The organism is Pseudomonas sp. TTU2014-080ASC, assembly GCF_001446935.1.
Lineage (GTDB): Bacteria > Pseudomonadota > Gammaproteobacteria > Pseudomonadales > Pseudomonadaceae > Aquipseudomonas.
The window spans coordinates 255,948-269,510 of record NZ_LKKK01000002.1; the positions used below are offsets into that span (position 1 = coordinate 255,948).

General features: G+C 56.7%; 13 protein-coding genes. 5 read left to right on the plus strand and 8 right to left on the minus strand.

Annotated features, from left to right (window positions below; genetic code table 11):
* The first annotated feature begins 56 nt into the window (after window positions 1-56).
* From AO726_RS06745 to AO726_RS06765, 5 genes are all read left to right on the plus strand, one after another.
* A complete protein-coding gene (locus AO726_RS06745) occupies window positions 57-767 on the plus strand; it encodes a DsbA family protein (RefSeq protein ID WP_058067310.1) in 711 nt (236 codons plus the stop codon).
* 55 nt (window positions 768-822) lie between these two features.
* The gene (locus AO726_RS06750) at window positions 823-1,389 is read left to right on the plus strand and encodes an NADPH-dependent FMN reductase (protein WP_058067311.1); all 567 of its coding nucleotides are present in this window, start codon (window positions 823-825) and stop codon (window positions 1,387-1,389) included.
* Between the two features lie 74 nt (window positions 1,390-1,463).
* Window positions 1,464-2,504: a cyclase family protein gene (locus AO726_RS06755; protein ID WP_058067312.1), complete on the plus strand. Its 1,041-nt coding sequence runs from the start codon at window positions 1,464-1,466 to the stop codon at window positions 2,502-2,504.
* A 120-nt stretch (window positions 2,505-2,624) separates the two neighbouring features.
* Window positions 2,625-2,993, plus strand: a complete 369-nt coding sequence (locus AO726_RS06760) for a winged helix-turn-helix transcriptional regulator (RefSeq protein ID WP_058067313.1) — start codon at window positions 2,625-2,627, stop codon at window positions 2,991-2,993.
* Between the two features lie 157 nt (window positions 2,994-3,150).
* Window positions 3,151-5,358, plus strand: coding sequence for an OsmC domain/YcaO domain-containing protein (locus AO726_RS06765; RefSeq protein ID WP_058067965.1), 2,208 nt, complete (start codon window positions 3,151-3,153; stop codon window positions 5,356-5,358).
* Window positions 5,359-5,421: 63 nt separating this feature from the next.
* Here AO726_RS06765 and AO726_RS06770 read toward each other — a convergent pair whose 3' ends face one another.
* From AO726_RS06770 to AO726_RS06805, 8 genes are all read right to left on the minus strand, one after another.
* Window positions 5,422-6,717, minus strand: coding sequence for a flavin monoamine oxidase family protein (locus tag AO726_RS06770; RefSeq protein ID WP_058067314.1), 1,296 nt, complete (start codon window positions 6,715-6,717; stop codon window positions 5,422-5,424).
* A gap of 3 nt (window positions 6,718-6,720) precedes the next feature.
* Complete coding sequence (locus AO726_RS06775) at window positions 6,721-8,418, minus strand: AMP-binding protein (RefSeq protein ID WP_058067315.1); 1,698 nt, start codon at window positions 8,416-8,418, stop codon at window positions 6,721-6,723.
* A gap of 26 nt (window positions 8,419-8,444) precedes the next feature.
* Window positions 8,445-8,966 carry a thioesterase family protein gene (locus AO726_RS06780; RefSeq protein ID WP_058067316.1) on the minus strand — a complete coding sequence of 174 codons (522 nt, stop codon included), beginning with the start codon at window positions 8,964-8,966 and terminating at the stop codon, window positions 8,445-8,447.
* A 25-nt stretch (window positions 8,967-8,991) separates the two neighbouring features.
* The gene (locus AO726_RS06785) at window positions 8,992-9,774 is read right to left on the minus strand and encodes an enoyl-CoA hydratase/isomerase family protein (RefSeq protein ID WP_058067317.1); all 783 of its coding nucleotides are present in this window, start codon (window positions 9,772-9,774) and stop codon (window positions 8,992-8,994) included.
* Between the two features lie 81 nt (window positions 9,775-9,855).
* Window positions 9,856-10,767 carry a diiron oxygenase gene (locus AO726_RS06790; RefSeq protein WP_082629078.1) on the minus strand — a complete coding sequence of 304 codons (912 nt, stop codon included), beginning with the start codon at window positions 10,765-10,767 and terminating at the stop codon, window positions 9,856-9,858.
* 91 nt (window positions 10,768-10,858) lie between these two features.
* The gene (locus AO726_RS06795) at window positions 10,859-11,347 is read right to left on the minus strand and encodes a winged helix-turn-helix transcriptional regulator (protein WP_058067318.1); all 489 of its coding nucleotides are present in this window, start codon (window positions 11,345-11,347) and stop codon (window positions 10,859-10,861) included.
* Between the two features lie 189 nt (window positions 11,348-11,536).
* Complete coding sequence (locus AO726_RS06800; protein WP_058067319.1) at window positions 11,537-12,709, minus strand: calcium:proton antiporter; 1,173 nt, start codon at window positions 12,707-12,709, stop codon at window positions 11,537-11,539.
* Window positions 12,710-13,077: 368 nt separating this feature from the next.
* On the minus strand, window positions 13,078-13,467 hold the full coding sequence (locus AO726_RS06805; protein WP_058067320.1) for a RidA family protein: 390 nt from the start codon (window positions 13,465-13,467) through the stop codon (window positions 13,078-13,080).
* Window positions 13,468-13,563: the final 96 nt, after the last annotated feature.

The following is a 13,563-nucleotide window of genomic DNA, read 5'->3' on the forward strand; positions in this document are numbered from 1 at the left end:
ACGGTTTCACCCATGGATCGGTCCGGCTTTGGTCGGGCTCTGTGAGGAGTGTTGAAATGAAATGTGATCCTGAAACCGGCGTCTGCCTGGTTGCGGATGCTTCAGTACCCAAGCGTACTGTGGATAAGAAACTGGCTGTGCATTACATCGGGGATCCGATGTGCTCCTGGTGCTGGGGCATTTCCTCTGCGCTGAAAGCTACTGAAGCATTTTGTGCAGATGAAAACATACCCTTCAGCGTCAATGTCGGAGGCTTGCGGGTGGGGGGAGGCGATCCCTGGAATACGCAGTTCAAAGACTTTCTGCGCCACGAGTGGCAGCACATCAGTCAAGTCAGTGGGCAGCCGTTTGGCTACACCCTGCTGGAGCGTGACGAATTTAACTACGACACCGAGCCCGCATGCCGGGCGGTCGTCAGCGTACAGCTGTTGCAAGAGCGGGACCGATTACCGCTGGGTGTTGTGCTGGAGTTCTTCTCAGCGGTGCAACAGCACTTTTATGTCGATGGTGCTGATCCGCGAGATGTCGACTTTTATCAAGGCCCCTGCGCTCGCGTGGGGATTGATTTTGCCGCTTTTAAACAACTGTTCCGCTCTGAAACTGCCCAGCACGCAGTGCAGCGGGCATTCGAACAGCGCCGTCAGTGGGGTGTGAATTCCTTCCCGACTCTGCTTCTGGAAGTCGATGGCGAACACATTGTATTGGCCAAGGGTTACACCACGGACGAACAAGTCCTGACTGCACTTCAACGCAGGCTGACCGCTTAACCCCCCTGTGCTGCTGTTTTCCCACCTCTGGGCTCAGGTCCCAAGGAGTACTCCCATGCTAAGTATTGGCATCATCATTGGTTCTACCCGTTCAAGCCGCGTCAGCCCTCAGGTTGCGCACTACATCCACAAGTTGGCACAAGGCCGTTCCGGGGCCCGCTATGACATCGTCGATGTTCAGAGCTATGACTTGCCCATGTACGACGAGCCGATTCCGGCTGCATTCAGCAGCGATTACCAGACGCCGCAGGCGAAAGCATGGTCAGCGGCCATTGCTGCTCTGGATGGCTTTATTTTTATTAATCCTGAGTACAACCGCGGGGTTATCGCACCGCTGAAAAATGCTATCGACTACCTCTATCCCGAGTTTGTGAATAAGGCCGCCGGTATTGTCGGTTTCGGGTCTACCGGTGGCGCTTCATCCGGACGGGCGCTGCGGGAAATCCTCAACTCGCTGGAAGTAGCGACAGTGAAGGTGCAGCCGGGCTTCAACCTGTTCACTGACTTTAAAGACATGCGCGAATTCACCCCATCGGATGTGCATAACAACTCCATCCAGCACATGTTTGGTCAGCTCGAAAGCTGGGCCGGAGCTTTGAAGGAAGTCCGCGAGACAGCGTAATAAGCTGAGTCGAGGAGATAACAACAGCCTCAATTCACGGGATTGAGGCTGCTTTTGCATACAAGGAATTCAGTATGACGATTAAATCGATGCGCCTGAGGCTGGCCCTGCTGGTGCTGGTCAACAGCGCAGTCAGCCCGGTCTTTGCTCAGGCTGTGGATAAAATTGAACGTGATCAGTTGGGCATGGCCCGTCATATCGGCCCGGTGACATGGGCCCGGTGCACCGTTGAAATGAACAAGCCGGGTGCCCAGGCATACGAGCTGTCATACGACCGTTCCAACGAAATGCCCCAGTCCAAATTCGCCGAGCCGGAGCACTACAGCTTTGATGCCTCACACGGCATTCCGGGGACTTACCACGGCTTCAATACCGAATCGGTGCGCGGCAACATCGGCGGGCAGGGTACGCAGATAGACGCTTTGGGGCACTTTGCCTATCTGCCGGAGATCTGGGACGGCAAGGGCGAGTTTCCCAAGCACCTGCTGAAATACTACGGCGGCTGGACTCACGATGAAGTGAAGCCACGGGATGACGGCGGCCTGCAAGTGCTGGGCACCGACAAGATTCCGCCCATCATCACCTCCGCTGTGCTGCTGGATGCGTCGCGCTACCTGAACAAAGGCCAGCCGCTGAACGATGACCAGATCATCAGCCGTGCCGATATTGAAGGCATGCTCAAGGCTCAAGGGCTTGCCGAGCGCGGCATTCTGGCTGGGGATATGCTACTTATCCACACCGGCTGGGGTAAGAAGTGGACAGGCGATCCGGCGGTTTATTACACCCGCGGACCTGGTCTGGCTTACGACGCAGCACTGTATTTGCAGAGCAAGCAGATTGTTGCAGTAGCGCTGGATAACCCGTTCACCGACCCGGCTCCGCCAGGCATGCTCAATGGCACCGCCCAACCGGCTGGTACGCCGCAGGGACTGCCGTTTGCGATTCACCATAACAACCTGAGTCAGGCCGGGATTTATCAGATTCAGAATGCCAAGCTGGATGAACTGGCTGAGCACAACGTCTGGGAATCCTGCGCAATGGTGCTGCCGCTGAAGATCAAAGGCGGCGCGCAGGCACCGGTACGGCCGGTGGCGATTGGTCGTTCGGTGCTCTGATTCTGCATGCGCTTGTGGATAAGTTATACGTGGCGGATCTTAAGGTCACAGTCCCGCGTCGCAGCTTATCCACATGCAGCTAGAGAGCTTGAGTGAAAATATTAAAGGAGTACGACCTCAATGGAGTTTGAACAGAGTTCCTGTAACCGGGCATTTGTTGTAGCACTGAAAGATGCGTTGAATGTCATCAGCGGAAAGTGGAAGTTGGCGATTGTCTGCGTCCTGCTGGAAGGTGGCCGCCGTTTCAGTGATATCGAACGGCTTATTACCGGCATCACCCCGCGTATGGTGTCCCGGGAGTTGAAGGAGCTGGAAATCAACGGTGTGGTGAAGAAGAGCCTGAATCAGGAAAACGGCTCGGCCATTACCCGCTATGAACTGACCGAGTCCGGTGAGCAGCTGAAGGATGTGATCGTGCAGATGGTGGAGTGGGGGCAAAAGCACCGGCAGGCCAGCGCGGCACCTTGTGAAGTCCAGCTTCAGGAGTAATTAAAGCAACTTGTCCACATTCATTCAGAGCCAAATGTTGGTTTTTCTCTGTGGATAACTCGATGTAGGTTGCAAATCATCTCAAGGCCCGAGCTTTCTCTGGCAAAACCCGGATAATGGCGGCAATTTTTTGCGTGCTGAACCGGTAGCTGCCCCTATGGAAATCAAGGTCAACTTTCTCGACAACCTGCGACTTGAAGCCAAGTTCGACGACTTCACGGTGATCGCTGACCAGCCGATCCGTTACAAGGGCGACGGCTCAGCGCCGGGGCCGTTCGATTACTTCCTCGCGTCGTCTGCGCTGTGCGCGGCGTACTTTGTGAAGCTGTACTGCCAGACGCGGGACATCCCCACCGAAAACATTCGTCTGTCGCAGAACAACATCGTCGACCCCGAAGACCGCTACAAGCAGATCTTCAAAATTCAGGTCGAGCTGCCTGCGGATATCTCCGAGAAAGACCGTCAGGGCATTCTGCGTTCTATCGACCGTTGCACGGTGAAAAAGGTGGTGCAGACTGGCCCCGATTTCATCATCGAAGAGGTGGATAACCTCGACGCCGACGCTCAGGCATTGCTGGCGCTGGATACCTCTGGCACCAGCACTGTGATCCCCGGTAAAGACCTGCCGCTGGAAGAGACCATCGCCAATATGTCGGCAATTCTCGCCGGGCTGGGGATGAAGATCGAAATCGCCTCCTGGCGCAACATTGTGCCTAACGTCTGGTCCCTGCATATCCGCGATGCGCAGTCGCCGATGTGCTTCACCAACGGCAAGGGCGCGACCAAAGAAAGCGCGCTGGCGTCGGCGCTGGGCGAGTTTATCGAGCGTCTGAACTGCAACTTCTTCTACAACGATCAGTTCTGGGGCGAAGAGATCGCCAATGCGCCGTTCGTGCATTACCCGGACGAGCGCTGGTTCCAGCCGGGACGTAAAGACGAGCTGCCGAAAGAAATTCTCGATGCCTACACCCTGAAGATTTACAACCCGGACGGTGAGCTGCGCGGCTCGCACCTGTACGACACCAACTCCGGCAACATCGAGCGCGGCATCTGCTCGCTGCCGTATGTGCGCCAGTCCGATGGCGAAGTGGTGTACTTCCCCTCCAACCTGATCGAAAACCTTTACCTCAGCAATGGCATGAGCGCCGGTAATACGCTGGCTGAAGCGCAGGTGCAGTGCCTGTCGGAAATCTTCGAGCGTGCGGTTAAGCGCGAAATTCTCGAAGGCGAAATCGCCCTGCCGGATGTGCCGGACGAGGTGCTGGCCAAGTACCCCGGCATCGTCGCGGGCATCAAAGGACTCGAAGAGCAGGGCTTCCCGGTATTGGTGAAGGACGCGTCGCTGGGCGGTGAGTTCCCGGTGATGTGCGTGACCCTGATGAACCCGCGTACCGGCGGCGTGTTCGCCTCTTTCGGCGCCCATCCGCGCTTTGAAGTGGCGCTGGAGCGCAGCCTCACCGAATTGCTGCAAGGCCGCAGTTTCGAAGGCTTGAACGACCTGCCGCAACCGACGTTCCAAGGTCATGCGGTGATGGAGCCGAACAACTTTGTTGAGCACTTCATCGACTCCAGCGGCGTGGTGTCGTGGCGCTTCTTCAGCTCCAAGGCGGATTACGAATTCGTTGAGTGGGACTTCTCCAGCGATGGCGAAAACCCCAACGAGGAAGAGGCTGCAACCCTGTTTGGCATCCTCGAAGACATGGGCAAAGAAGCCTACATGGCGGTCTACGAACACCTTGGCGCTACGGCCTGCCGGATTCTGGTGCCGGGCTATTCGGAGATTTATCCGATCGAAGATTTGATCTGGGATAACACCAACAAGGCGCTGTTTTTCCGCGAAGACATCCTCAACCTGCACAGCCTCGATGACGAAGCCCTGCAAGCGCTGGTCGAGCGTCTGGAAGAGAGCGAGCTGGACGATTACACCGACATCAAAACCCTGATCGGCATTGAGTTCGACGACAACACCGCGTGGGGCCAACTGACCATCCTTGAGCTGAAGCTGCTGATTTATGTGGCCTTGCAGCGTTTTGAAGACGCTAAGGACCTGGTCGAAGCCTTCCTCCAGTACAACGACAACTCCGCCGAGCGCGGCCTGTTCTATCAGGCTATGAATGTGGTGCTGGAAGTGGTGATTGATGAAGACATGGAGCTGGAAGACTACGAAACCAACTTCCGCCGCATGTTCGGTAACGAGCGGATGGACGCGGTTATCGGTTCCGTCGAAGGCACTGTGCGCTTCTACGGCCTGACCCCGACCAGCATGAAGCTGGAAGGTTTGGACCGTCACCTGCGCTTGATCGACAGCTACAAGAAGCTGCATGCGGCACGGGCTAAAGCTGTTGGGCTGAATGTCGGGGCGTGAGTGTATTCATTCCACTTGGCGATTGTGGATAACCCGCTACTTTAGGTTATCCACAGCCAGCCGCTATTCCTGAACAGGCGGGAAGTGCTGCTGGACCAGCGAGCAGGCCTGACGGACGCTGTGCTCGACGGTTTCAAAGGACAGGCTGGCACCGATGAAGTAAATCCCCGATTGCCCCTGCAGCTGTTCAAGCTGTCTGAAGAAGCCGTTACTAAGCGCCTGACTGTCGGCATGAGGGAAGTAATCCCATTCCTGACGTAGCAGCAGGGCTTTGAATTCGCCGCCCTGATTGTGGATGTCCTCTGCCAGCGCAGCGTTCAGCTGTTCCGGCGTCGCGTTGCGGCAGGCTTGCTGCCAGCTGATATACACCGGCTTATCTGCTGATCGATTGGCCCATGCGGCGGTTCGGTGTGGCGGCGTTGGCTGCGCGTGTTCAGGGATCAAACTGAACGTCTCGGTCGGCAGCTTGCTGGCGCAGAACAGGTTGACCAAATAGCGCAGGCTGTTGACCTGACGGAACAGCTGCTGATGCTGCTCAGGCCAGTTCATCAGCTGGCTGAGCTGGTTGAGCGGCGCGCTGATCAGCAGGGCATCGAACTCGAAGTCGTGCTCTTCGTTGATGATCAGATGCAGTGGGCCGTTGTCGTCATTTGGCGTGATGGTGGTGATGCGCGCATTAAGGCGCACGTCGAAATCGGCGCTGACGGCCTCCCACAGTGACTGGTAGCCGCTGGGAAAGGTGAAGAACTCACCTAGCTGCAGCTGGCCATTCTCGACCTTGAGTAACCAACCGATGATTTGCATCAGGTACAGCGCCGGCGTGTCCTCATAATTGCCGTAACCAAAGCCCACCAGAATGCTCTGCGCTAACTGCGCAACCGGCATAAAGCCGTGGCGTTGAGCAAATTGGGCAAAGGGCCGGAACAGCTCTGAATGCGCTTGGCTTAGAGGCTGATCACAGACAAAGCGTTGCAGGGCAGACGCGTAATTATGGATAGCCTGCGCGGTTTCCTCTGCGTCGTGGCGGCTGAGCAGTAATTCCATTAGCGTGTGTTGCTGGTGCTGCTCAACAAACGTCAGCGGAACCGGATACGGCTGGTAGTCGATGCCGTAGTCATCAGCCAGCTTGAGTACGTGGGTGTAATCGGCACTGGCCAGGACTGCGCCTATTTCGACAATGCCATCAGCTGTTGGTAAGGAATGGACTTTGCCGCCGACACGGCTGTTTTGTTCGAACAGGGTGATCCGTCCATAACCCTGTTCACGCAGGCAGCAGGCTGCGCTGAGGCCCGCCGGACCTGCGCCGAGAATGGCGATCCGGGCGTATTGATCTCCCTTCCAGAGGGCGGGCCTCGGCATCCGTCAGGCCCTCTCCCAGAGAACATGTGCCTGCGAGCGGTTGAGCTGCTCAGCCAGTTCGCTGTACTGGGCTTCAATCAGGTTGCGCTTGACCTTCAGGGTTGGCGTGACCAGGCCTGAGTCCGGTGACCAGTCGCGGGTGGCGATGACCACACCGGCAATCTTTTCGTGGTTGAGGAGTTGCCGGTTGGTCTGTTCAACGAAGTCGGTGATGGTTTGGCGCAGGTCATCTTCGTTGTTTGGACGGTAGGCCTCAGTGAGGGTGACGATGGCCACCGGCTGGGGCATCCCGGAGCCAATCAGGCAGATTTGCTCAAAGCCTTTGAAGGCCGAAAGCTTGGCTTCGATTGGCGACGGCGCTACGTATTCGCCTTTCTCGGTTTTGAACAGTTCCTTGATGCGGCCGGTAATGCGCAGGAAACCATCGCTGTCGAGTTGGCCGAGATCTCCGGTGCGGTAATAGCCTTCCGCGTCGAGGGTTTCCTGGGTTTTTTCCGGCTCTTTGTAATAGCCCTGCATCAGTGTCGGGGACTTGAACAGAATTTCTCCTTCAGCACTGAGTTTTGCGCCGTTTTCCGGCATGGCTTTGCCAACTGTGCCGGGGCGGAAGGCACCCGGGCGACCGATAAAGCCGTAAGCGAAGTTTTCGGTCATGCCATAGCCTTCGCTGATCTGCAGGCCTATACGGGCATACCACTCCTGCAGAGCTGGCGACAGAGCGGCCGCGCCGGAAACGATCATGCGGGCCTGATCCAGCCCCAGCGCTTTACGCACTTTGCGCGCCACCAGGCTGCGCAGCAGGGGGATCGCCAGCAGGGTGTCGAGACGCGATTGGGGAATCCTGGCAAGGATGTTGTCCTGAAACTTCTTCCACAGGCGTGGCACCGAGAAGAAGATGGTTGGCCTGACTGCGCACAGATCGTGCTGGAAGGTTTTGAGTGACTGGGTGAAGTTGATCTGCATGCCCGAGTACAGGCTGCTGTTGGCCAGCAGCAGGCGTTCTGCCACGTGGGCCAGTGGCAGGAACGACAGGCTGCGGTCCCGGGCCGAGAGATTGAACACGGCCACGGCATGGTGGCCTACGTGGCGTGGTGCGCGGTAGCAATGCACCACGCCTTTAGGGTTGCCGGTGGTGCCGGAGGTGTAAATGATGGTCCAGACATCTTCATCGTCCGGGATCGGCTTACCGGTCATGGGTTGGTGAGTGGCGACCAAGTCCGGCAACTGGTGCTGCACATCTTGGGTCCGCACAAAGTCGCAATCGCTGCCGTGGTAAGAGAAGCCGATAGTGATCAGGGTCTTGGCAATGCTCGGCCTGAGGCGCTGCCACACGGGCTCGTCGAGCTTGCCGACGAAGATCGCCTTGGCTTCAGAGTGCTCTAACACATACGCCAGTGATTCCGGTGTCTGGTCAACGTACAGCGGCACACTGACCAGACCTGAAAGCTGCAGGGCAAGGTCGGAGATGATCCACTCAGCGCAGTTTTTCGAGAGGATTGCGACCTTATCACCCTGCTCAAGTCCCAGGCTTTTCAGGGCGCTGGCCAGCCGTCGCACCTGATCGTCGATGTTCGCCCAGCTGTACTGCAGCCACTGACCATCAACGGGTTGACGCAGGTAAATGGCATCGGGGGTTTGCTCTGCCCAGTGGTAGAGCATTTCGATGGGGGATTTACCTTTGACAAAGTCTTTCAGTTGCATAGGGTCCGTACTCATTTCTTATTGGGTTATGCGAGCGTCATCAGGCGCTCTGCTTCCTGCCACGCGCGGATAGCATCGGGAATGTCTGGGGCTGCACCGGTATGGCCCAGCGCCTGGTACAGATCGTGTGAGGGGACGACGCCTCGCCTGCTGAGAATGACGCCCTTGCTTTGCCCGGCGGCCATAACAGTCTCTCCACAGAGAAACTCGAACTTCATGTAGCTCCAGCGCTCGTCCCAACAGACCAAGGTGAAGCGCAGGCGGTAGCGGGCGAAGGGCTTTAAGGCTTTGCGGTAGTTGAGCATCGACGCGCCGAGAACGGGCCTCCAGCCCTTTTTCAGAGCCAGTTTGAGCAGCCCGGCGCGGGCCATATAGTCGATCAGGGCCAGGTCGAGGATGGTCAGGTAACGGCCGTTGTTCATGTGCCCGTTAATGTCCAGATCGTTTGGCCAGACGCGCAGATCCAGCTCAATGCTGTCGCCGATGCGGATCGCGGGTTTGAACCAGGTCCGAAGCAAGGTGATGAGCAGGCGCAAGTACAGATTCATCGGTGCATTCCCTCTGTGCTCAGGTTCAGGAGGTAACCGCCTGACGGCGCTGCAGGCGGCTCAGCAGATCGTTTGCCAGACGCTGCAGGTGCTGTTGCACGTCCGGGCTCAGGAACGCCTCTACAAAGTTATCGACGGGCAGGGTTTGCACGCAGGCAAAGTGCTGCTGCAAATCGGCCTTGTTCATCCGGCGGATTTCCAACTGCGCAGCTTCGGGCAGCCTCTGTAATGCAGTCAGATGCTCGACGGCGGTGGTGTTGAGCTGGTCGATCGGACAGAGCTCGTCGACCACGCCAATCTCCAGTGCCTGTAAGGGTTTGAGTAGTTCGCCAAGCATCAGTCGGGTGGTCATGTGCGGGCCGCTCAGGCGGCGCAGTGCCAGCTGGAAACACTCCGGCAGTACGACGCCTGCCTGAATTTCGCTGAAGCCGAAGTTCCAGGAGCCTTCGGCCATAATCCGGTAATCGCTGAAGAGGGCGATGAGTGCACCTGAGGCCATGCAGTGGCCGGAAATTGCAGCCACGATCGGTACCGGGCAGTGCACCATGCTGTGGGCCAGAACGAACACTTCCTGCCAGTAGCGCTCGACATAATCAGGCTTGGCCCTGAGCAGGGTGAACAGGTCTATACCCGAAGAAAACAAGCCCGGTTGGCCGCTGATAAGGATGCCGCGAACCCCGTTTTGCGGGGCTTCGCAGATGGCGCGGTTGAGTACCTGGAGCATCTCCAGGCTCATCAGGTTGGCCGGCGGGTTAGCGATTGAGAGCTCGAGGATGCTGCCGTTAAGGTGTTGGCGCTGTGCAATCATGAGTCACCTTCCTTGGTGTTTTTCTAATGGGCCGATGCTCCGTATTTATCCCTGAGGAGCACCGGCGAGTACCGCGCTGCTTTAGATGATGCCGTACTTGCGGCACCAGTCATTCACATCCTTAAAGCGCTTCTCGTTGAGTGCGCGGTTGTGCGCGGAGTTGCGGATGGCCTTGATGGCGTCCTGATCATCAGCCTTGATCGGGAAGTCAAAGGACGCAAAACGCGCGATTTCCGGCATGAAGGTGTATTCATCGACGAGGAACTGGTAGCCCATGCGGAAGAACCCACACATTTCTTCAACTTCAGCGGTCGGTGCGGTCTCGAAGAAGTTTTCCGCAATGTGTTTGGCGAAGGCGATGTGGCGCACTTCTTCCATATGGTGTTCACGGAACATCTTGCGCGTCAGTGGATCGATGCTGTCGTGCTGGGTTTGGTAGATCGAGTTGAGTTCGGCAAACCACTCAATCAGCAGGTTCCAGATTATGCCGTAGACCGGGTGACGGTTAGGCAATTGCTGCTCGAAGGTAGAGAATTGCGGGATGGTTTCCGGATTACTCCACATCTCCAGGTCGGCAACTTTGAGATAACGGCGGAACATCAGGGTGTGCACGATCTCTTCGCGGGAGAAGATCATCAGGTATTCGCGCACGTCAGGTGAGAGTACGTCGTTGTACTTGTTGACGTAGCCCACGTAGAGCTGGGGCAGGGCCTGTTCCAGCCAGATGAAGTAGGACACGTCGCGAGCCGTTTCCAGCCACAGACATTCCAGACGTTGTTCGGCGCTCATAGCGTCCCAGTAAGGGGTGCCATAAAGCCAGGCAGTTTCTTCAAGTTTGGGCAACTGTTTTTTGTCCACACCGGCGGACCAGTCGACCACTTCATTGAGTTTGAGCAACTTACGGTGCGAGGCATCAATCAGGGTGCCTACGACGTTGCTGCGTTTAACGGTGAGCTGAATGGGGTTTTCTATTGTTTTTGCTGTGACTTCCATGTGCTGCTCCATTAATCAGTCTATTGATTGTGTGTGCTGCTGTTGTGCCTAAGTGGCCACCTCCTGGTGATTGATGGGGTGATGAACTGAATCAGTTGTTCTGGGCGTTGATCAGGGCCCAGGTGTCTTCATCGGCTGCCGGTCCTGGCAGGGCGATGATCTCTTCCAGCGCAACCGGGCTGCCATCCTCTGCAATTGCCTGAATGCCGGTAATGTTTAGTTCTGTGCCCCGTTTTACCAAGCGAATACGACGGCCCTGTGGATGCGGCAGCCATTTTTCGCCCCACTCGGTCAGCACTAACAGCAGTGGAAACAACTGGCGGCCTTTTTCAGTCAGTTGGTATTCATAAACACGGCCATCTTCCGGGTTGGGCAGGCGCTCAAGAATCTTCTGCTCGGTTAAGCGTTGCAGGCGGTTGGTCAGCGTGCCGCTGGAAATACCCAGATGGTTTTGGAAGTCCTGGAAATGACGCATCCCGCAAAACGCATTGCGTAGAACCAGCAGGGTCCACCAGTCACCAATCAGGTCCAGACTCTTGGCAATCGGGCAGTTCATTTCTTCAAATGAGGTTCGGCGCATTAAGAATACTCTAAATAATGAAGTTATATTGTCGGCTCAGTTCTGATGACGCAATCGCAAAAAACAACTGGTCGACTAACGGTAAGAATGTTCCATATTGGCTGTTGCACGCGGAGCTGTGCCCGCGCTTACGACTTATCCACAGCGGCTGAAGCCGGGTAAACCGCTTCAGCCGTGCCGTACAGGCGTTTATGGATAGAACAGCAGTAAGCCAAACACCACAAACACCACCAGGTGCATGTAGCCCTGAATAGGCGAGGTGCGCTGGCCGTTAAAGCTCAGCAGGCTCAAGACCAGGGTGATGGCGAAGAGCACGGTTTCGGTCTGACTAATGCCCATGATCACCTGTTTGCCTGTGAGCAGGCCGATGATCAGCACCGCAGGCACTGTCAGCCCAACCGTAGAAACAAAGGCGCCGTGGCAGAGGTTGATGGCCCGTTGCATCTCGTTGTTCATAGCCGCTTTGATGGCGGTCATGGACTCCGGAGTAAACACGATGATTGCAATCAGTACGCCACCGAGGGCCAGAGGCAGGCCAGTCGCTTCAATGCCGTAATCCATCACCACCGCCAGATAATGGGCGAGCAGTACGATCGGCACGATCAGCGCCAGCAGTACGGCTGAACGCACGATCAGGCTGCGTACATCCCGTGGGGCCTGCTGTGCGGCAGTTGCATCGTCATCAGCTTGCTCCTGGATGCGGACGGCCATAGCGCCAGCAGGCGGCTGGATAAAGAAGCGCCGATGGCTGCTCATCTGCATCGACAGAAACACGCCATACAACACAATGGTCAGCGCGCTGATACCAACAGCCTGTTTGAAGGAAAACTCCCCGGCCACACTGGTGAAGTTAGGCAGCACCAGCGCCACACTGGTCAGCAGTACGATCATCGACAGATAGCTGCTGGTGCCCTGGGTGTTGTACTCCTGATCACCATTGCGGGCGGCACCGGCAATCAGGCAGATGCCCATGATCAGGTTCATGATGATCATCATCACGGCAAAAATGGAGTCACGGCCAATGGTGGGGTTTTCAGTCGGGCCGAGCAGCACCGAGGCAATCAGGATCACCTCGATACCCACAATCGACAGAGTCAGAATCAGCGTGCCGTAAGGCTCGCCCAGCTGCTCGGCGAGATGATCGGCCTCATGCACGACACCAAACGCCGCGGCCAGAATGGTCACGAACAGCAGACCGAATACCCAGCTTGCGGTGAAGGGTGTCAGTGGCGCGGCGAGGATGCTTTCGCCAAAAAATACAAACAGGCCGACCACCAGCCAAGCGCCAATAATGCGCAGCCAGGTGACTGGGGGAATCAGCGCTGCAGGACGCGTAGAGTGAGAAGCGTGCGCGTTGGTCATGATTACTTTCCTTGCATCACACAGTTTGAGTGGCCAGCGCTACAGGCTGCTAGAAGACAGGATAAGTTATCCACAGTGCAGCCGCTCTGTAATGGCTGAGCCGGAGACGAGACGTTAGGGATTTTCGGAGTTTGCGGGTTGGCCATGGTGTTCTTCCTCGAAGAATCAGGGCCGTCCCCGGTGAAATGCCGAACTGAGGTCGTCCTCAGTTGGTAAGCGAGTTGCTTGCGGGCGTGAATAATAGCACCAGGCTGTGCATAAGTGGCAAACGTGTAAGTGTCGCGCCGGCTCCAAAGTTACCCACAGGAGCACCGCGAACAGGCACCAGCAGCCGCACTAGCGGGCTGGTGCCCTTCTGTGGCTGGGTATTACGGCAGCTTGGCGATTACTTTGATTTCAAAGTCGAAGCCATAAAGCCAGGTCACGCCCACAGCGGTCAGGGTCGGGTGCGGTGCTTGGCCCCAATATTCCGGCACGATCTGCCAGATGCGTTCGAATGTGGCCTGTGGATCGACCATAAATACCGTTACGTCGACCACATCATCAAAGCTGCAACCGGCCTCCTTGAGGATTGCATTAAGGTTGTCGAAGGCGCGTCTTACCTGCGTTTCCAATTCAGTTTCAGGTGAACCATCCTCACGGCTGCCGACCTGGCCTGAGACAAACACAAAGCCGTTGCTGCGAATCGCCGGTGAGTAGCGGTTGCGCTCGTACAACGCTTGCCGGCCTGCTGGGAACACCACATCACGTACTGTCATCATGATCTCCATCTGGGCTTTTTCGGCCCGTTAATTGCGCGTTATTTGCGATGGAGGAACTGTAGAAACCCACGTCTTGTGGATAAACCAGCAACT

What these genes read in the sequence shown, in the direction of transcription:
- AO726_RS06750 (WP_058067311.1), top strand. Translation starts at nt 823, where the DNA reads ATGCTAAGTATTGGCATCATCATTGGTTCTACCCGTTCAAGCCGCGTC.
- AO726_RS06785 (WP_058067317.1), bottom strand. Translation starts at nt 9,774, where the DNA reads ATGATTGCACAGCGCCAACACCTTAACGGCAGCATCCTCGAGCTCTCA.
- AO726_RS06760 (WP_058067313.1), top strand. Translation starts at nt 2,625, where the DNA reads ATGGAGTTTGAACAGAGTTCCTGTAACCGGGCATTTGTTGTAGCACTG.
- AO726_RS06755 (WP_058067312.1), top strand. Translation starts at nt 1,464, where the DNA reads ATGACGATTAAATCGATGCGCCTGAGGCTGGCCCTGCTGGTGCTGGTC.
- AO726_RS06790 (WP_082629078.1), bottom strand. Translation starts at nt 10,767, where the DNA reads ATGGAAGTCACAGCAAAAACAATAGAAAACCCCATTCAGCTCACCGTT.
- AO726_RS06765 (WP_058067965.1), top strand. Translation starts at nt 3,151, where the DNA reads ATGGAAATCAAGGTCAACTTTCTCGACAACCTGCGACTTGAAGCCAAG.
- AO726_RS06775 (WP_058067315.1), bottom strand. Translation starts at nt 8,418, where the DNA reads ATGCAACTGAAAGACTTTGTCAAAGGTAAATCCCCCATCGAAATGCTC.
- AO726_RS06770 (WP_058067314.1), bottom strand. Translation starts at nt 6,717, where the DNA reads ATGCCGAGGCCCGCCCTCTGGAAGGGAGATCAATACGCCCGGATCGCC.
- AO726_RS06745 (WP_058067310.1), top strand. Translation starts at nt 57, where the DNA reads ATGAAATGTGATCCTGAAACCGGCGTCTGCCTGGTTGCGGATGCTTCA.
- AO726_RS06805 (WP_058067320.1), bottom strand. Translation starts at nt 13,467, where the DNA reads ATGACAGTACGTGATGTGGTGTTCCCAGCAGGCCGGCAAGCGTTGTAC.
- AO726_RS06780 (WP_058067316.1), bottom strand. Translation starts at nt 8,966, where the DNA reads ATGAATCTGTACTTGCGCCTGCTCATCACCTTGCTTCGGACCTGGTTC.
- AO726_RS06800 (WP_058067319.1), bottom strand. Translation starts at nt 12,709, where the DNA reads ATGACCAACGCGCACGCTTCTCACTCTACGCGTCCTGCAGCGCTGATT.
- AO726_RS06795 (WP_058067318.1), bottom strand. Translation starts at nt 11,347, where the DNA reads ATGCGCCGAACCTCATTTGAAGAAATGAACTGCCCGATTGCCAAGAGT.